Below are 19,941 nucleotides of genomic sequence, written 5' to 3'. Positions count from 1 at the left end.
TTTGGTCTATGAAAAAACCTTCAAAGTCGATAATTATCAAGATTTTAAAGATAAGCGGATTTACGTTCGGTTCCATATTGCTTTTGATGTTTTTGATTCCGATTCTCTTCCCCGGAAAGATAGCTGAAGAAGTCAAAGCGTTTGCCAATAAAAAACTAAACGGCGAACTCAATTTCAAAGAAGCCAATCTGTCATTTTTTAACCACTTTCCGTCACTCACCTTAACCTTAACCGACTTTTCCCTGAAAGGTTCTGCACCGTATCAAAAGGAAACCCTGGTTTCAGCCAATGAAATGGCTTTCGGGATTGATATCAGTTCCTTAATTTTTGACAAAAGTGTTGTAATTGATCAGGTTTTTGTCTCCAACGCTTTCATCAATGTAAAAGTCAATGCCAAAGGCGAAGCGAATTACAACGTCTATATCTCCAACGAAAAAGCCACAGCTAAAGATACTACCGGTAATACTTCTTTGCGATTAGACAAAATTGCCATCGAAAATACTCATTTGGTTTATAACGACCAGTCGACCAAAATTCTAATCGATGCCAAAGGCTTTAATTATATTGGGAACGGCGACTTAGACCAAGCCATTTTTGATATTTATACGGAAGCGGAAATAGCCGATTTCGATTTTACTTACGACGGTCAGCAATACCTTAATAACAAAAGCGTTAAAGCCGATTTGATTACGAAAATCAACACCAATTCCTTAGCCTTTGTCTTCCAACAAAACAACTTAAAAATCAATAAACTTCCGGTGGAATTCAGCGGAAAATTCGATTTCTTAAGTAATGGTTATGATATGGATTTTAACATCAAATCCGAAAACAGCAAACTCAACGATTTCTTCACCGCTTTGCCGCCTGCCTATGTTACTTGGCTCGAAAAAACAAAAGTCAAAGGCAGCACCGATTTGTTGTTTACGCTAAAAGGAAAATACATCGCCTCTAAAAATCAGAAGCCCAATGTAGCCTTCAATATGAAAATTCGCGACGGTCTTATTGCTTACAAAGACGCACCGTTCCCGGTGTCGAATATCTTTCTGAATTTCGATACACAGTTGCCTGCTTTAGATACGGAACAACTGAAAGTCAATATCGATTCTGTTTTCTTTAATGTCGATAAAGATTACGTTAAAGCCATTATCAAAACGCAAGGTTTGTCAAAACCGACTATCGATGCCCGAATCAAGTCTAAAATCGACTTAGCCTTGATGGACAAAGCCTTCGGATTGCAAAATATGGATTTGCGCGGTATCTTGATTGCCGATCTAAATTCGAAAGGCGTATACGATCAAAAGAACAATAAAATTCCGGTTACCAACGGCAAAATCAATTTCAAAAACGGTTATGTAAAAACCGATTATTATCCGAATCCGATACAAAATATCAATTTGATAGCGTCCATTTTAGATCGGAAAGGTTCTTTAGACGATTTAAAAGTCAACATTACACCGGCATCGTTTGTCTTTGAAGGCAAGCCTGTTTATGTAAACGCCAAGTTGCAAAACTTCAATAATATCCGATACGATATCAAAGCCAAAGGCGAATTGGATTTGGGCAGAATCTATAGTGTTTTTTCCCAAAAAGGTTTGGATGTGAAAGGCTTTGTTAAGGCTGATGTCGCTTTCAAAGGTTCGCAAGACGATGCCATGAACGGCCGCTACAATAAGTTGCAAAACCAAGGTACTCTAGTACTTAAAAACATCAAAACCACTTCGGAATATTTGCCTAAACCATTCTTGATTAAAGAAGGAACGTTTAAGTTTCATCAAGACAAGATGAATTTCAACGATTTCCTTGCTGCTTACGGTCAGTCCGATTTTAAAATGAATGGCTATCTCCAAAATGTAATCGACTTTGTGCTAACCAATAAAGCAGTACTCAAAGGCAACTTTCAATTGCATTCGGACTTTATCAATGTGGATGAGTTTATGACTGTTAGTACTGTAAAAGCAGACAGTACAAAAACCAATGTAGTTGCGCAAACCGGTGTGGTGGTTATTCCGCCTAACTTCGATTTACAGTTCAATGCCACTGCCAATAAAATCAATTTTGATGGTTTAGCGATTGAAAATTTAACCGGGAATCTTAACATTAACAATGGGCAATTAGCGCTCAAACAGTCCGGTTTTGATTTGGTTGGTGCCAATGTAAATATGGATTTGGTGTACGGCAGTCAATCGACTGAAAAAGCGTTCTTCGATTTTAAAATATTGGCCAAAGAATTTGATGTTAAACGGGCTTACAACGAAGTTAAAATGTTCCGAGAAATGGCTACAGCAGCCGAAAGTGCGGAAGGTATTATATCGCTCGATTATAAAGTGGCCGGTATACTCGATGCGAATATGGCACCAATTTATCCTTCCTTAACCGGAGGCGGCGTTTTGTCGGTGAAAAAAGTCAAAATGAAAGGCTTTAAACTCTTTGGTGCCGTTAGTAAGAAAACCGGTAGAGAAGCCATCAGAAATCCTGATTTGTCGCAGGTTGATATCAAAACCACAATTAAGAATAACATCATCAACATCGAACGCTTCAAGTTTAAAGTGGCCGGTTTCCGTCCAAGAATTGAAGGACAAACTAGTTTTGATGGTAAATTGAACATCAAAATGCGTTTAGGATTGCCACCTTTCGGGATTATCGGTATTCCGATTAAAGTTACCGGAACCCAAGAAGAACCTAAAGTCAGATTAGGCAAACAAACCGAAGATTTACAGGAAACCGAGTACGACGGCGAAGTACCACAACCTATTTCCGAGCCTGTAAAAGCGCAATAATTTCAGCTTTTTTTCCGCTAAAATCAACGGCTATAGCCTATATTTGTAGTCCGTTAATCTATTACTATTTTGCTATGAATAATGCAGTTGCCGGTTTTTCTAAATTATCTAAAGAAGAAAAAATTCAATGGTTGTCCGAAGAATATTTCAGTAATCCTTCTGAAGCCGTTACAACCCTTAAACAATATTGGAATACTGATGAAAAGCTCCAACAATTGCACGATGAATTCATAGAAAACACCATCACTAATTTCTATTTGCCTATGGGCATTGCGCCCAACTTTCTCATCAACGGCAAGTACCATTCGGTGCCTATGGTGATTGAAGAAAGTTCCGTAGTAGCAGCAGCAGCCAAATCGGCTAAATTTTGGAGTACTCGCGGCGGTTTTAAGGCTACAGTACTGAATACTGAGAAAATAGGTCAAGTGCACTTTTTATTCCAAGGTGATGGCGAGAAACTACAAGCTTTTTTCAATGCAGTTAAACCAGTTTTACTCGATTCGACTGAAAGCATCACGAAGAATATGCAGAAACGCGGCGGCGGTATTGTATCACTTACCTTACGCGATAAGACAGCCGAATTGACGAATTACTATCAATTGCACGTAACCTTCGAAACGAAAGACAGTATGGGCGCGAATTTCATCAATTCGTGTTTGGAGCAATTGGCGAAGACTTTAAAAGAAGAAGCGCAACAGTACGACGGTTTTTCGGAGACAGAGAAAGACATTACGGTAGTCATGAGCATCTTGTCGAATTATGTACCGAATTGTATTGTTAGAGCCGAAGTTTCTTGTAAAGTAGAAGACTTAGCCGAAAAGAAAATCGAAAATCCGCAAGAGTTTGCCGAGAAATTTGTGCAAGCGGTGCGCATAGCCGAAATAGAACCTTTCCGTGCCGTAACACATAACAAAGGTATCATGAATGGTATAGATGCTGTGATTCTTGCTACCGGGAATGATTTCCGTGCCGTAGAAGCCGGAGTACATGCTTATGCTTCCAGAAACGGTCAGTATTCGAGTTTGTCTCATGCCAAGATAGAAAACGGAATCTTTACTTTTTGGATGGAAGTTCCGTTGGCTTTGGGAACCGTTGGCGGCTTGACTTCCTTGCATCCGTTGGTGAAAATGGCGTTGGAAATTTTAGGTAAACCTTCTGCACAAGAATTGATGCAAATTGTAGCCGTAACCGGATTAGCCCAAAACTTTGCCGCTTTACGTTCGTTAACTACTACAGGAATTCAGGAAGGGCATATGAAAATGCATCTCAATAATATCTTAAACCAATACCAAGCTACAGCAGAGGAGCGGAAAGTCATTGCAACACATTTCCAAAACAGTACGGTTACTCACGCTTCGGTAGTGGAGTTGATTGAGCGTTTACGAAAATAATGGCTTCACCAATTTAGGAAGACATGAAACAAACTTTTTACAGTAACGGCAAGTTGCTTATTACCGGAGAGTATTTGGTGCTCGATGGCGCTAAAGCTTTTGCTTTGCCAACCCAATACGGTCAGAATTTAATTGTAGAAGAAACTGCCGATGGTAATTTGCAATGGACCAGTTTTGATCATGATAAAAGCATTTGGTTTGAAGATACGCTGTCTTTTGAGTCAATTGTAAACAAAGAACGTTTTGAGGATAAAGGCGTTAAAAATACTTTAATCGAGATTTTACACGAAGCGTATCTTATGAATGCAGCTTTTGTCAATAATGCAATAGGCTACAAGATTTCCACCGAACTTACTTTTCCCAAATCTTGGGGTTTAGGCACTTCATCTACTTTGATTAACAATATTGCACAATGGTTGCAAATAGATGCTTTTGAATTGTTGCGAAGAAGTTTTGGCGGAAGCGGTTACGATATTGCTTGTGCACAAAACAATACCGGTATTATTTACCAATTGGTCAACGAAAAACCTATCGTGGAAATAGTGCACTTTAATCCCGATTTCACGGATAAGATTTTCTTTGTCTATCTCAACCAAAAGCAAAACAGTAAAAGCGCAATAGCAGCTTATTACAACAATTTAGGGAACATTCAAAAGGCGATTCCGACAATCAATTCCATTACGCAATCTGTTATTGCCGCTGAGCATCCCAAAACTTTTGCTTTGGCTTTGGCACAACACGAAATAGAACTCAGTAATATTTTAGAATTAAGCACCGTAAAAGAAACCCTTTTCCATGATTTTGAAGGCGTTGTTAAAAGTTTAGGTGCTTGGGGTGGCGATTTTGTCTTGGCCATATCCAAAGAAAATCCAACCGATTATTTTAAAGCAAAAGGATTTGAGATTGTCATTCCTTACAGCAAAATGATACTATAAAAAAAACCTGTCTAACAAGACAGGTTTTTTTATTTCAATAACTTTTTCTATTAATAGAAAGTAGCTCTATTGTCAACGATATCTGCATCGTTTTTCAACGCTTGCATGAATCGACCGGCATTGCCTTGTACTTGTGGTTTTAATTTGGCTACGTATTCTTTGTAATCTTTAATGGCCGGCGCTTTGGTAACTGCTTTTGGCATGATTACATATACTCCTGAATTACCGTCGATTGGTTTAGAAACTTGACCGGCTTTGGTAGCGAAAGCAGTTCCTACTACTTTAGGCTCAAATCCTGCTCCCGGTACTGATGGGCTTTCGATAGTTAAATCTACAGCGTTCATTACCGTTACTTTGTTAGAGGCTGCAATAGCGCTTAATGAGCTTCCGTTCATTTTGGCTTTGATCATTTCTGCTTTTTTCTTGTTTTTCAATAAGAATTCAACTTGCGGACGAGCATCTTCAACAGCCATTAAACCTTTCTCATTGATTTTTTTCAATTTTACAATGATGTGACCTACGTTAACAATTTCGAAACGTTTTACACCGTTAAGGTCAGTTTCTTTGTCAAATGCCCATTTTACGATTTGTCTTTGGTTGCTAATTGGACCAAAGCTTTCGTCAATCGCTTTTACTCTAACAGATGGACTAACGGTTAATTTCATTTCTTTAGCCAAAGCTGCGAAATCCTTAGTAGCGGCTTCCATTTCAAACTTGGTAGCTTGTGTGTAGATTTTATCTGTAGTAGCTTCAGACGGTTCGATTTTTTGTGCGATAGTTGCTAAACGAATGGCGTCTTGTTTGTCAGTTACATTGATGATGTGGTAACCGAATTCAGTTTCTACTAAACCGATTTTTCCAATTGGATTATTGAAAACAAAATCGTTAAACGGTTTTACCATTTGACCCGGAGAGAAAAACCCTAAGTCACCACCTTGTTGTGCTGATGAATCATCAGAGTTGGTCATAGCCAACATCATAAACATAGACGGATTAGCTTGTGCTTGTGCTAACAAACCTTCAGCTTTTGCTTTAGCTTGTTCTTTAGTTCTTTTTTCTTTTTTGTTTGGTACTTGAGTACCTTCCCAGCTAATCAAGATATGACTGGCTTTGGCTTTAGCACCTGCTTTTCTGCCTAAAGCTTTTGAAATGCAGTAGTAGTTGCTGAATTGGTATGGTCCGTAAACATCTCCTGTAGCTAAAGCAAATAACTTATCAGCGTGTTCTGCCGGTAAATCTTGTTTAGCGATATAAGTTGAATCGAAAGGAATATCAGAATTCATGTTTACAAACTCAGCATTGTTAGTGGCTGCTTTGAAACCAGGAATAGTATCGTTTTTACCGTCTCTGAATTCGATACGAGTTGATAACAAACTGTTGATTTTGTTTTTGATTTCTGCTTCGTCAGCAGCAGACGGTTTGTCTTCTACTAAAACGTATTCAATTTCGCGAGATTCTTCTGCTTTGAATTTCTTTTCCTTGGTTTTCATGTAAGCTACGATCTCTTCGTCAGTGATTTTTACGTCACTATCTTTGATAGAAGAGTAAGGTACAGTTACGAAGTCGAAAGAAACTTTGTTGTTTTCAGCTTCATATTTAAATTTACCTTCAGCATCAGTAGTAAACAAAGCACCTTTTACCAATGAATTATAGATTTGGTATTTGGCATTCAATTCTGCATTTTTCTCTCTTTCTTTGAAAGCAGTCATTCCTTCCGGATTCGCTTTAAAGTAGTCTTCAAATTTTTTCTCGTCAAATTTACCAGCTGCATTCATGAACGCAGGGTTTTGACCGATATTAGGATCTGCTTTGAAAATTTCGACGATGTGTTTTTTACCTACACGTAATCCTAATTTTTCAAATTCTGCAGCAATTAAAGCAATGCTAACTTCTTGGTTCCAAATTTGGTTAGAAGCTTGAATAGCACTCATAGGTTGACCGTTTTGATTGTTTTTTTCAAGTTCGGCTACTTTGAGTCTGAATTCTTCATAAGCAATATCCTTTCCATTAACGCTACCTACTTCTCTTGGTTGTCTGTTAAATCCGCCGCTTTGAATGGCTTCACCTATAATAAATGCGAATAACGCAAATCCAATTGCCAATAAAAGTAAACCTGAGCGATTTCTAATTTTTGATAAAACTGCCATTTTTATTCTTGTTAATTTTTATTTCAGTTTGCGAAAATACAATTATCTGTGAAATAATAATACTTAGCCAGTTATAATTTCAACTATTTTTTATTTTTTTTACAGAAATCAATCCAATACTGCCAATTTCACCAATTCGATTTTCTTGTTTGTCGCAGCTTCAATGGTAAATTGGTAATTTTCAATGGTGATTTGCTCTCCTTTTTGCGGAATTTCTTTGGAGAAATCTACAATAAATCCGCCTAGCGTACTGTATGAATCGCTTTCAGGTATGGAAAGTTTGTAAGTTTCGTTCAGATAGGCAACTTCCAGTCTGGTAGAGAATAAGTAGTTTTTGGCATCGAGTTGTGTTTCGGTTAAGGTTTCATCTAAATCGTGTTCGTCTTCAATTTCGCCAAACAATTCTTCTACGATGTCTTCCATAGTAATGATGCCCGAAGTGCCGCCGTATTCGTCTAAAACCACCGCCACACTTTTTCGTTTTTTGGTGAGCAAATTCATGACATCTTTGATAAAGATGGTCTCCGGCACAAATTCAACCGGTATCATAATTGATTTAACCGTTCTGGGTTTTTTGAACAGCTCGAATGAATGCACATAGCCAACGATATCGTCTAAAGTATTCAGATATACCAAAATTTTAGAATAACCGGTTTCGATAAAAAGCTGACGCAAATCGGCTACTGAGCTGTACAAATCTACAGCCACTAATTCAGTGCGAGGTGTCATAATGTCGCGGGCTTTCACTCCCGAAAATTCTAAAGCATTTTGAAAGATTTGAATTTCCGAATCGACAGTTTCCGGATCTTGTAGGGCATTCATTTGTTCCGAGATGTAATTGCCCAATTCCACTTTGCTGAAGGAGAGTGTAATTTGATCACCGTCGGTTTTAAAAAAGAGTCTTAACAAGTGATCGGAAATCCAAATGATAAACGATGAAATGTAGTAGAATAGCCAATAGAAACAGTAAGCTGGAACGGCAAAAAACTTTAAAAAACTATTGGCGTAGATTTGAAAGAAAACTTTTGGTAGGAATTCCGAGGTCATCAAAACGACAACAGTGGAAAGCAGTGTTTGCAACAGTAAATTGGATAAATCGGTGAGTTCCAATCCCGAGTTTTCAAACCAGCGCATCAACAAATCTCCGGTAAAGAAACCGTAAATTACCAAGGCAATATTGTTGCCTATCAGCATGGAAGCGATAAACTTCGAGGGTTTTTCGGTAAGTTTAGTCAGGATTTTCGAAATAAAGTCGTCTTGCTTCTTTTCGATTTCCAAGTAAATTTTATTGGCGGAAACAAAAGCGATTTCCATACCGGAAAAAAAGGCGGAAAAAATCAAGCATAGAATGATAACTCCAACCTCCATAGGCTAGGGTTTTTTGTTGCGCTCGGCAAATTTCTTGGCGTAACTTCTACGGAAGAAGAACATAAAAATCCCCACAAAAGTAAAGATGCCCATAATGAGCGCTTTGTTGGTTTCTCCGGCTTGGTATTGGGTAAAAGCTTCAAAAGCGAATAAAGCCGCAGCGATTAAGTAAGCGTATTGCGTAAATTTTAAGTAGTTCATAGTTATTCTGATTGGACTTGTCCGGATATTTTTTGTGAGTTTACTTTTTTGAAGTCTTTACTAAAGTCGATACCTTCGCCATAAGAAACTCCTTTTGGTGAAGTAAATTTAAACTTTTTTTCGGTAAAAAACCATTCGTTTTTTTGATCGTAATACAATTGCTCAGTTTCTAAAAGTTCCCCGTTTTGATTGGAGATTTTGACATTGCCTTGCAAATCGATAATGTTGGTAGTTTTGTGAGAAATGGCGTATTTGGCATCGATATAAGTTTGCTTGCCGTTTTTGTCAAATAACGTCAAGTGCATGCCATTGGGAAATTCCGTAAAAGGATAAGCCACGGTGGCATAGTCCAGCATTTTCGGACTGATTAGATTAGCGGTTATTCGACCGGAATCGGTGTATTTTAAATTGATAGAATCCGCATCGCCGCTGGGTGTGAATTCGGATAGTCCCATTTTTTGAACTTCCTTAAAATTGCTTTCGCAAGAAGCAACGGCAAGACCGAAAAGGACCGCGAAAAGCGGAATGGTATTTCTGAATAAACGACTCATTATTTAGCGGGAAAGGTAATGGTTTCGTTAATTAAACAACCAAGAGTAAGGGTTTTGCCTTTCATTTTTTCTTTGGCAATATCTGTTGAAGTTACGCCTTTTGCATCAAATTCTGCCGCCATTTTGTCTACGGTTGCTTTTAATTTGGGTTCAATGGCCACAGCTTTTCTTACGGTTTGAGCCGCGAGTGTGTAAATTGCCTTTTTTTCAAATGCTGTTTTGCCGCATTTGTTGGCATTGTTGGCGTATTGTTGGGCTAAAAACAAATAGACTCTTCCCATATTTGGGTCGGCGAGTAAGGCTTTGTTTAAAGCTTCTTTAGATTTTGTCAGGTCATTGGCCAGTAAACCGGTGCCTAAGCTATAATAGATTTCGGCTTTTTTTACATTGTCGGTTTCCAGTTCGGCTGCTTGGTTGTAAAATTTGATGGATTCTTCAAACTTCTTTTGTTTTAAAGTGGCTATGGCCATAAAATAGGCTGATTGCGATGACACTTGCAAAGAATATACTCTTTCAGCCATTTTGAAAAAAACAGGTTTCGCGCCACATTTGTTAGTCATATTGGTCAAAGCAGAGGTTAGCCAGGCTACCGAATCAATGTTAGCGCTGTAGTTTTTTTCGAAGTAAGCTTCTAAATTATCGCAAGTGGCCAAGTCTTTTGACATAGCGTCGATAGCTCTTTGGGCAGTTTTGTAATCATTGCTGTTTGCCGAAGCGAAGCTTTGCAGGTTTGTGAGCAATGCATTCACTAATGCATATCGGTCTAAAGTGGCATTGGCATTGTATTGCGCATCGCCAGCTTTATACTTTTCATGACACAAACGAAAGTAAGTGAAAATAGCATTGGCATCTTTAACTTCACTTCCTGCTTTAGAGAATCCGCTTTCCAAAAGACTTAGTATTTCCGACTCAGCTTCGATGTGATTGTTGTAAAGCGCCATGGCTTTTTTTACTTCATAATCGGGAACTGATTTGGGGAAATTTTTGTAAAATTGCTCGTAAAGGCTGAGCAAGTTTCTGACCAACTTTTCTTTGTCTTCGGGATTGGCAGCATTGTCAATTTTGTATTGCAAAATGCTTAAACCATCGGTGTAAATGATTTCACTTTCTTTCGGACATTTTTTGCTGACTTCCAGCCAAGTTTGGTAGGAACCGTTAAAATCTTGCGTTTTTAAAAATTCTTGGTATTCTCTTGTTTTTGAAGCACAATCATATTTTTGGGAGTGACTTAAAGAAAAAGCCATCAAGGTTAAGGTGAAGAATAGTGCTTTCATAACGTTTTAATTTAGTCAAATTTACGTTTTATAAACCATTTATCGCTTAATGAAAGTCCTATACTAATGTTAAAATAGTTTTCTTCAACCAAGTTATAGTATGTAGTCCCTCTTTTTCCATATTCAAAATTGATGTTGATGTTAGAAAAAGTACCACTCAAAGGTAATCCGAAACCAACATTCATGGCGGCATCTGTAATCGATTTATTTTGTAAAACCAAACCGGTGTTTTCGTATCTCAAACCGGCGCGATACACGATTCTTTTGAAATAGCCGGAGTAAGAGTTGTAGTTAGGAATGAAATAACCACCCAATACATAACGGGTAGAGTTTTCAAAAACAGCATCGTCTATATCATTAAAACGATTGCTCATTACGCTATTGTTGATGAGCGTAACTTCACCGCCGAACATCCATTTTTTCATTTCTCCGATTCCGGTACCAAACGACCATTTGGAAGGAATTTTGATTTCGGTATTGGCTACATCAATATCTTCTCTTTGGATAACACTTGTTGTTCCGGTGCTTAAAAACTGAATCAAATCGATAGTTCTGGAATTGTCTAATTTGAGTTTCGACTCAGGACTGTAAGTTACGCTGCTGAAAAGGGATAGTTTTTCGGTTAACTTTCTTTGGTAACTCAAACCGAAATCTAAGTTAAATCCTTGTAAGTCGGAGAAGTTATTTTCGCGTGTTCCGTATTGAACACTTTCCAGATATCGAAGGTTATTTGTTTCAATAGTTCCGAAATTATACTGAATACTGGCTCCTATATTTAAGTGATTGGTGATTTTGTATCCCGCTCCGGCAAAAACTTTGTTAACGCCGCCAACGCCGCTGTATCTTGAAAAAGTTGGATTGTCCTCTTCTGTTAAAGTTTGGATTTTGTAGCCGATTGATGAGTATGGGATAAGGCCGAATCCTATTCCTAATTTGCCCACAGGAATACCAACCGCTAAATAATCTAAGGTAGTTCTTCTGGCTTTCCCATCGGCAGTTTCCGATTGGAATTTGGTATTGGCATAAGTGCCGCCAACAGCAAAGGAAGTCAATTTTAAACTGGCTAAGTGGGCCGGATTTTGTAGATTTAAGTGGATGCTGTCAGGAAAAACAGTTAAGCCACCCATAGAGCGACTGTCAACTGAACCTTTGAATTTTATATCGCCTATACCATAAAATGAATAGGGTGAAGAAGTTCCTTCTTGAGCAAGAGATGTCAATGAAAAAAGCAAGCTCAGGCTTACTACAATTTTTTTAATCATTTTGATTGTATTGAAATGTTTGGTTCAAACTTTCCAACAGAAAATTTGAATTGGCAAATATGGTATTTTTTAATTGTTTAGCCAAAAAATCTGCATCGCCTCCCGTTAAAATTATGATAAATTTAGCGTATTGCGATTGATACGCTTCGATAAAGCCATCAATTTCGTGAGCAATCCCGTTTATTACACCGGAATGTATGGATTCGTTGGTGGAATTTCCAATCGTGTTTTCCGGTTGCTTTTTGGTGAGTAACGGTAATTTGGCTGTAAAGTGATGTAGTGATTCATATCGTAGCCTGATTCCCGGTGAAATGGCACCACCTAAATATTGGTCTTGTTCATTGATAAAGTCGTAAGTAATGCAAGTCCCAACGTCGATTACCAACCTATTTTGTTGAGGAAATTGTAATACCGCACCTGCAGCGAGCACCATCCGATCTAATCCCAAAGTCTCGGGAGTGCTGTATAAGTTTTGAAAAGGGAAGCGGTGTTGTCGTGAAATTTCATAAATCTTCACTTTATCTTTAAAAGACTTAAAGGCATTTTTGTCTAGGCTTCCTACTGATGAGAGAGCCAAAACATCAATTTTGGGGTATGATGCTAAAATAAAATTTATTTTTTCAACGATGTCTTTAGGTTCTGTATGGAACAGCTCCAAAATAGTATTGTGTTCAAAGACAGCGCTTTTAATTAAGGTATTTCCAACATCAACGGCTAAAAGCATGGCGGTGTATTTTAGTAGGCTAAGGTAAGAATAGTTTTTTTTTATTATTTGTTTTGGATAAATTAAAAATCGTTCTATATTTGCACCCGCAACACAGAAGGCATGGCCCTCGATGTAAAGCAAAAATGGTATCTTAGCTCAGTTGGTAGAGCAATGGACTGAAAATCCATGTGTCCCTGGTTCGATTCCTGGAGATACCACCACAAAACCTCGATAAGCAATTATCGGGGTTTTTTGTTTTACTAATTTTACAAGTAAAAAATGCCTGTAAAACGCATTTAACACAAAAATAAGAGGTCAATTGTAAAATTTTCACTAAAATTGACGTCTTTAACCAGTCATCTTTACAATGAAATCGAATTCAATTTTAGTCCTTTTGCTCTTATCCGCTTGGGTTACAGTGGCACAACAAAAAATAAGTGTAGAAGAAATTTACGGGGGTGCCTTCAGAGCTGAAAACATGGAGGAACTCTTCGCCATGAAAAACACCAATCAATATGCGGTTTTGAACTTTGACAGAAGTACCCGCAGCATGCAAATTGATTTACATGATTTTGCCACACTTCAAAAAGTAGCCACGATTATCGATACCAAAAAATTCCCAGAATTGGCCAACGGTATCGATAGTTTTGTTTTTAGTGCCGACGAAAAGCAGTTGCTTTTGGCCAATAATACCAATCCGATTTTTCGTCATTCCTTTACAGCCGATTATTTCTTGTATAACTTAAACACTCAAAAGTTAACCAAGGTATTAGAGCAAGTTCAAGAGCCAACATTTTCGCCTGACGGATCTAAAATCGGTTTTGCCAAAGCCAACAATTTGTACATTTTCGATATTGCTTCAGGAAAAACAACGCAAGTCACTTCGGACGGTAAGAAAAACAGCATCATTAACGGGATTACCGACTGGGTTTACGAGGAAGAGTTTGCCTTTGTAAGAGCTTACGATTGGAGTGCCGACAGCAAAAAGTTAGCTTACATCCGTTTCGACGAAACAGCAGTACCTGAGTTTTCGATGAATATTTTCAAAAAAGACTTGTATCCTACGGTAGAGACTTTCAAATACCCGAAAGCCGGAGAGAAAAACGCTTTGGTTTCTTTGCACATTTATGAAGTGGCTTCGAATGCTGCCAAAACGGTTAATTTGAGTAATTACAATGATTTCTACATTGCCCGTTTAAAATGGACTAACGACGCTAATATCCTTTCAGCACAAGTGTTAAATCGTCATCAAGACAATTTGGATTTGTTGTTTGTTGACGGCAATACCGCTGCTGCTAAAGTGGTTTTGAACGAAAAAGACAAAGCTTATGTAGATGTTACCGATAATTTGACATTCCTGAAAGACAACAGTTTTATTTGGACTTCTGAAAAAGACGGTTACAACCATATTTATTTATATGACAAAACCGGAAAACTAAAAACCCAAATTACCAAAGGACCTTGGGAAGTTACCGCTTACTATGGTTTTGACGAAAAAACAAAAACGGTTTTCTATCAATCGGTGGAAAAAGGTTCTATTGTTCGTGATGTGTACCGTATCGGATTAGACGGCAAAAACAAAGTGAAGCTGTCCAATCAAATAGGAACTAATAATGCGACTTTCAGTCCGAATTTCCAATATTTTATCAACTCGTATTCCAGCGTGAGTCAACCAACTATTCACACTTTGAACAACGCTAAAGACGGAAAAGTAATTCAAACTATTATCGACAACAAAGCCTTGGCTGAAAAAGTTAAGAAATACGATTTGCCTACGAAGGAGTTCTTTGAGTTAACCACAGAAAAAGGGCACAAACTAAATGCTTGGATGATCAAACCGAAAGACTTTGATGCGTCTAAGAAGTATCCTGTTTTTATGTTCCAATATTCAGGGCCCGGTTCACAGCAAGTGGCCAATCAATGGTTGAATGCGAACGATTACTGGTTCATGATGTTGTCACAACAAGGCTATATCGTGGCTTGTGTGGACGGAAGAGGAACTGGTTTCAAAGGTGCCGAATTTAAAAAATGCACTCAAAAAGAGTTAGGAAAATTCGAAGTCGAAGACCAAATTGATGCGGCTAAAGTCATTGGGAATTATGCTTATGTTGATAAAACCAGAATAGGTATCTTTGGCTGGTCTTATGGCGGATTCATGAGTAGCAATTGTTTGCTTAAAGGTGCTGATGTTTTCAAAATGGCTATTGCAGTAGCTCCGGTTACGAACTGGCGTTTTTACGATAGCATTTACACCGAACGATACATGCAAACGCCGCAAGAAAATGCCAGTGGCTACGATGATAATTCGCCGATCAATCACGTGAATAAATTGAAAGGCAAATTCCTTTTAATCCACGGTACAGCTGATGACAACGTTCATGTGCAAAACACTATGCAAATGGTAGAAGCCTTGGTACAAGCCAACAAACAATTCGATTGGGCGATTTATCCCGACAAAAACCACGGAATTTACGGTGGCAAAACCCGAATTCAGTTGTATAACAAAATGACTAATTTTATCAAAGAAAATTTATAATCAACCTAATAAACTAAAACCAATTTTATGAGTGAAACAAAAGTAAAAACAGGACATCCAAAAGGACTCTATTTCCTATTCTTTACAGAGATGTGGGAAAGGTTCAGTTACTATGGAATGAGAGCAATCTTCATTCTATTTATGACAAAGGTTTTATTAATGAAAGATGCTGATGCTTCTGAAATCTATGGTAGTTATACCGGTTTAGTTTATTTGACACCGCTTTTAGGAGGCTATCTTTGTGATAAATTTTTAGGCAACAGAAGAAGTATTGTCATCGGAGGATTATTAATGGCTATAGGACAGTTCTTCATGTTTTTCAGTGCTTCGGCTGGAACCAATGGCGGAGTAACATTAATGTGGTTAGGATTGACAGCTATCATTATCGGAAACGGGTTCTTTAAACCGAATATTTCTACGATGGTTGGTCAGTTATATCCCGCCAACGACAGACGTATTGATAGTGCCTTTACTATTTTTTATATGGGAATCAACTTAGGAGCTTTCTTTTCTCCGTTAGTATGTGGCTCAATGGATTTTAAATGGGGCTTTTTAGCGGCAGGTGTCGGAATGTTAATCGGTCTTGTAGCTTTTGTTTTAGGTCAAAAAAAATACCTTATTTCTGAAGAAGGGAAACATATAGGTTTACCGGTAAAGAAATTAGACGCCAAAAGTATCGGAATGATTATCGGTTCAATTGCCATCATATTCTTCATGCTGAATTTCAAGCAAATGTTCAAAAGTGATTTAGATATCATCAGTTATTTTATCTACGGAGCAATGGTCGCCATGCCGGTATTGATTTTTAGCGATAAGAGTTTGAGTAAAATTGAAACACAAAGAATTACAGTAATTTTTATCCTTGCCTTTTTTGTGATTTTCTTCTGGGGTGCTTTCGAACAAGCCGGTGCTTCATTAACGCTTTTTGCCGACAGACAAACTGAAAGAACTTTGTTTGGTTGGGAAATGCCTGCATCTTATTTCCAGTCGGTCAACCCGTTGGCGGTTATCTCTCTTGCTCCAATAATGACAATTGTTTGGGGTTTTCTGTACGCAAGAAAACTGGAACCGTCTTCGCCGAAAAAGATGGCCATCGGATTAGGATTGGTAGCTTTAGGTTATGTAGTAATTGCCATTGCCGTTAAAGGTTTAGGATTAGGAGAAAAAGTATCGATGTGGTGGTTAATTGGATTATATGTAATTCACACTATCGGTGAATTGTGTTTGTCACCAATTGGTTTATCCATGGTTTCTAAACTTGCACCTTTACGTTTGTCTTCTTTAATGATGGGAACTTGGTTTTTAGCCAACGCGGCAGCCAATAAATTTGCAGGAACGTTAAGTGCTTTGATTCCGGGTGGAGAAGACGGTACTGGTGGAGCGACTAGTTTCTTAGGCTTCCAAATTACAAACTTATATGAGTTTTTTGTATTATTTATAATCATGTCAGGTGCTGCTGCAGCCATTTTATTTGTATTGAGCTCTTGGTTAGAAAAACGAATGCACAATGACCATGTAGAAGGAGTCACTGAGTAATATAGATAATACATATTAAAATATTTTTATATCTTTCAAACCTACAAGAGTTACTTGTAGGTTTGTTTTTTTAAATCAAAAAAATTATGTGGAAAAGTCATCCTAAAGCACTGCCTTATTTGTTTTTATCCGAAATGTGGGAGCGATTCGGTTACTATTTAATGATTGGTATTTTTACGCTATACCTCAAAGATGTCGAGGCCGGATTTGCCATGACCGAGAAAGAAGCCTCCGATTTGTACGGGACTTTTATCGCCTTGGTTTTCTTAACACCGTTTATTGGCGGTTTGATAGCCGACCGTTATTTTGGATATAAAAAATCCATAGTCATAGGTGGATTAATGATGGGTGCGGGCTATATGTTGATGGGTATACACGATAAAACCATGTTGTATTTAGCCATGACCTTGGTGATTTTGGGGAACGGATTTTTCAAGCCTAACATTTCCACATTATTGGGGAACTTTTACAACGACGACCAATACAAAGACAAAAAAGACGAAGGCTATAACATCTTCTATATGGGGATTAATGTCGGCGCCTTTATTTGTAACTTCTTCGGCGCAGCACTGCAAATCCTGTTGGGATGGCAATATGCTTTTATGGCAGCCGGAATCGGGATGTTTATCGGAGTAGTAGTTTTCTTGATGGGAACCAAACACTATGGTGATAAAACAGAGAAAAAAGGAGTTCAGGAAGGGGATATGCCTTTCTATAAAATTGTATTATTTATCCTTTTGCCTTCAGTAATCTTTGGCGTTATCGGTTGGTTAATCAAAGGAATTCAGTCTGATACTAATTTAGACAGCTACATCTTCGGTTCCGACAGTACCGATGCTTTTATCTTTGCTTGTATCCCGGTCATTTTCTTCTACGGCAGTTTGTACTTTAAAGCCAAAAGCGAAGACAAACGACCAATAGGAGCATTGTTAGCCATTTTTGCAGTAGTAATCTTGTTCTGGGCTGTATTCAAGTTGAACGGTTCTGCTTTAAATACTTGGGCAGATCGGTATACGGACAGAGAAATTACCGGAACAACACAAACGGTTTTCAATAGTTTAAAATTGGCTAAAGAAATCGAATACAAAAAGGATTCAACCGAATTGTACGATGCCGGTTTCCGTTTGCAAAAAGAAAATGGAGCGGTTAAGAAAGTAGTCGATTATCCGATTTATTTCAGAAATGTAAAAGAAGATAAAAAGCCTGAGGAAGGCAGTAAAATAAGTATTTGGGCAACCAATTTGAGTCAGTCCATCAATCCGGGTTGGGTTATCATTTTGACTCCTTTAGTAGTGGCCTTTTTTACTTTTTTGCGCAGCAGAAAAAAAGAACCTTCTACGCCAACCAAAATAGCGTTTGGACTATTAATATCAGCGTTATCCGTATTGGTTATGGTAGCGGCGGTGCAAATTGGTAATAACGGCACTGAAAAAGTTTCGGTTTGGTGGTTGGTGGCTAACTACGGCGTGATTACTATCGGAGAATTATTTTTGAGTCCGATGGGATTGTCTGTGGTGTCCAAACTTTCTCCAAAAAATATCACGTCTTTAATGATGGGCGGTTGGTTTTTGTCAACCTCCATTGGGAATAAAATGTCGGGAGTATTGGCCAGTTTATGGGATACCTACGACAACAAAGCCAACTTCTTTTGGGTTAATTTCGCCTTGTTGATGTTCGCCACCTTATTGATGTTTGCTTTACTGAAACAACTGAATAAAGTCATGAAAGAAAAAGGAATCAATTAAGATGACAACAATAGCAGAAATTCAAAATTTTAAAGGGAAATACCCAAAACAACTTTGGTATTTGTTTTTTAGTGAAATGTGGGAACGATTTAGTTTCTATGGTATGCGCGGAATGTTAGCCGTTTTTATGGTAAGCCATCTCGGTATGAACGAAAAAGTAGCCAACTTGCAATATGGAGCAACCCAAGCTTGGGTGTATGCCTTTACATTTATAGGAGGCTTATTCGCCGATAAAATACTGGGTTTAAGAAAATCGCTTTTTTGGGGCGGTATTTTAATGATAGTCGGGAGTGTGATTTTAGCAGTCGATCCTAAAAATTTCTTCTTTACCGGAATAGGCTTTACCATAGTGGGGACAGGATTTTTTAAACCAAACATTTCCTCAATGGTGGGTCAATTGTACAAAGATGGTGATGCCCGTCGAGATGCAGGATTTTCACTTTTTTATGCCGGTGTAAATTTGGGCGCTTTGTTGGGCGGTTATGTTTGTATAGCCGTGGCTAACGGCACACTTTGGACGAATTTTGTTCCTGAAAACCTACGCTGGAACTATGCTTTTGGTTTTGCAGCCATAGTGATGATTATAAGTTTGTTGACTTTCACACAAACCCAAAAAAGTTTAGGTGAAATCGGGTTATCACCCATAGCGCATCTCCAAGAATCTAAAAGAAAACTTTATGAAGTTATAACTTATATAGGTTCTTTGATTTTGATTCCGATTATTATTTTAATGGTAGCGAATACGGTTTACACCGATTACTTTATGATGATAATAGGTCCGGCTTCCATTATTTACTTGTTTTACGAAATGCGTAATTTGTCTTCAATAGAGAATAAGAAACTTTTGGCAGCCTTGGTGTTTATTATTTTTTCTATTTTCTTTTGGGCTTTTTATGAGCAAAGCGGAGGATCATTGAGTTTGTTTGCTGCCAATAATCTAAACAACAAATTGCTTGGAATGGAGCTAGACCCGAATGGTGTCAATAATGCTTCGGGAGCGTTATTTGTTATATTTTTTGCAGCTTTACTTGGGGTTTTATGGATCTGGATGGCTAAAAGAAAAATTGAGCCCAATACAGTTGTAAAGTTCGGATTAGGATTTTTGTTTCTTGCCGGAGGTTTCTGGGTATTTTATTATACAAAATTCCTGGCCGGTCCCGACGGAAAAACTTCTTTGAATCTTTTTACTTTCGGTTGGTTTATCATCACTTTTGGGGAACTCTGTTTGTCGCCAATTGGGATGAGTGCCATGACTAAATTGTCTCCTCAAAAACTGCAAGCCGTAATTATGGGGATGTGGTTTTTAGCCAGTGCTTACGGCCAATATTTTGCCGGATTGCTTGGGGCAAACATCGCTGAAGCTTCTGAAAATGCTTCCAATTTGGAGAAATTAAATACCTATGCTGATGGCTATCAACAATTGGCCATTTATGCCTTAGTTGCCGGAATTGTGCTTATAGTGATTTCTCCTTTGGTTAAAAAATTAATGCAAGACGTAAAATAGCCCGTCGT

General features: G+C 38.1%; 14 protein-coding genes and 1 tRNA gene. 8 read left to right on the top strand and 7 right to left on the bottom strand.

The window, feature by feature from the left end; genetic code table 11:
- Nucleotides 1–8: 8 nt before the first annotated feature.
- The 3 genes from SK086_RS00525 to SK086_RS00515 all read left to right on the top strand — a co-directional run bounded on the left by SK086_RS00525 (nt 9) and on the right by SK086_RS00515 (nt 5,103).
- Nucleotides 9–2,777, top strand: a complete 2,769-nt coding sequence (locus tag SK086_RS00525) for an AsmA family protein (RefSeq protein ID WP_324688918.1) — start codon at nt 9–11, stop codon at nt 2,775–2,777.
- A 74-nt stretch (nt 2,778–2,851) separates the two neighbouring features.
- Complete coding sequence (locus SK086_RS00520) at nt 2,852–4,168, top strand: hydroxymethylglutaryl-CoA reductase, degradative (RefSeq protein ID WP_324688916.1); 1,317 nt, start codon at nt 2,852–2,854, stop codon at nt 4,166–4,168.
- Between the two features lie 23 nt (nt 4,169–4,191).
- Nucleotides 4,192–5,103: a GYDIA family GHMP kinase gene (locus SK086_RS00515; RefSeq protein WP_324688913.1), complete on the top strand. Its 912-nt coding sequence runs from the start codon at nt 4,192–4,194 to the stop codon at nt 5,101–5,103.
- Between the two features lie 50 nt (nt 5,104–5,153).
- Here SK086_RS00515 and SK086_RS00510 read toward each other — a convergent pair whose 3' ends face one another.
- The 7 genes from SK086_RS00510 to SK086_RS00480 all read right to left on the bottom strand — a co-directional run bounded on the left by SK086_RS00510 (nt 5,154) and on the right by SK086_RS00480 (nt 12,630).
- Nucleotides 5,154–7,250, bottom strand: a complete 2,097-nt coding sequence (locus SK086_RS00510; RefSeq protein WP_324688911.1) for a peptidylprolyl isomerase — start codon at nt 7,248–7,250, stop codon at nt 5,154–5,156.
- Between the two features lie 108 nt (nt 7,251–7,358).
- A complete protein-coding gene (locus tag SK086_RS00505; RefSeq protein ID WP_324688909.1) occupies nt 7,359–8,618 on the bottom strand; it encodes a hemolysin family protein in 1,260 nt (419 codons plus the stop codon).
- 3 nt (nt 8,619–8,621) lie between these two features.
- Nucleotides 8,622–8,819 (bottom strand): hypothetical protein, encoded by a 198-nt coding sequence (locus tag SK086_RS00500; protein ID WP_290872661.1) that lies wholly within the window; start codon nt 8,817–8,819, stop codon nt 8,622–8,624.
- A gap of 2 nt (nt 8,820–8,821) precedes the next feature.
- Complete coding sequence (gene lptC / locus SK086_RS00495) at nt 8,822–9,370, bottom strand: LPS export ABC transporter periplasmic protein LptC (RefSeq protein WP_324688908.1); 549 nt, start codon at nt 9,368–9,370, stop codon at nt 8,822–8,824.
- Nucleotides 9,370–10,644 (bottom strand): tetratricopeptide repeat protein, encoded by a 1,275-nt coding sequence (locus SK086_RS00490; protein ID WP_324688907.1) that lies wholly within the window; start codon nt 10,642–10,644, stop codon nt 9,370–9,372. Before SK086_RS00490 ends, lptC begins: the two co-directional genes overlap by 1 nt.
- A gap of 11 nt (nt 10,645–10,655) precedes the next feature.
- Nucleotides 10,656–11,906, bottom strand: a complete 1,251-nt coding sequence (locus tag SK086_RS00485) for a hypothetical protein (protein ID WP_324688906.1) — start codon at nt 11,904–11,906, stop codon at nt 10,656–10,658.
- Entirely contained in the window at nt 11,899–12,630 is a 732-nt protein-coding gene (locus tag SK086_RS00480; RefSeq protein WP_324688904.1) for a type III pantothenate kinase, read from the bottom strand. The genes SK086_RS00485 and SK086_RS00480 overlap by 8 nt, the downstream gene beginning before the upstream one ends.
- A gap of 127 nt (nt 12,631–12,757) precedes the next feature.
- On the opposite strand from SK086_RS00480, the gene SK086_RS00475 reads away from it, so the two are divergent.
- The 5 genes from SK086_RS00475 to SK086_RS00455 all read left to right on the top strand — a co-directional run bounded on the left by SK086_RS00475 (nt 12,758) and on the right by SK086_RS00455 (nt 19,933).
- A tRNA-Phe gene (locus SK086_RS00475) sits at nt 12,758–12,833 on the top strand.
- Between the two features lie 146 nt (nt 12,834–12,979).
- A complete protein-coding gene (locus SK086_RS00470; RefSeq protein ID WP_324688901.1) occupies nt 12,980–15,148 on the top strand; it encodes a S9 family peptidase in 2,169 nt (722 codons plus the stop codon).
- 27 nt (nt 15,149–15,175) lie between these two features.
- On the top strand, nt 15,176–16,684 hold the full coding sequence (locus SK086_RS00465) for a peptide MFS transporter (RefSeq protein ID WP_324688899.1): 1,509 nt from the start codon (nt 15,176–15,178) through the stop codon (nt 16,682–16,684).
- Nucleotides 16,685–16,770: 86 nt separating this feature from the next.
- Nucleotides 16,771–18,429 carry a peptide MFS transporter gene (locus SK086_RS00460; protein ID WP_324688897.1) on the top strand — a complete coding sequence of 553 codons (1,659 nt, stop codon included), beginning with the start codon at nt 16,771–16,773 and terminating at the stop codon, nt 18,427–18,429.
- A gap of 1 nt (nt 18,430) precedes the next feature.
- Nucleotides 18,431–19,933 carry a peptide MFS transporter gene (locus tag SK086_RS00455; protein ID WP_324688895.1) on the top strand — a complete coding sequence of 501 codons (1,503 nt, stop codon included), beginning with the start codon at nt 18,431–18,433 and terminating at the stop codon, nt 19,931–19,933.
- Nucleotides 19,934–19,941: the final 8 nt, after the last annotated feature.

Origin of the sequence: Flavobacterium cheonhonense, from assembly GCF_035671315.1 — a bacterium.
Classification (GTDB): domain Bacteria; phylum Bacteroidota; class Bacteroidia; order Flavobacteriales; family Flavobacteriaceae; genus Flavobacterium; species Flavobacterium cheonhonense.
The sequence above is the reverse complement of the archived record's forward strand: the minus strand, read 5'-3'. Positions and strand labels throughout refer to the sequence as shown.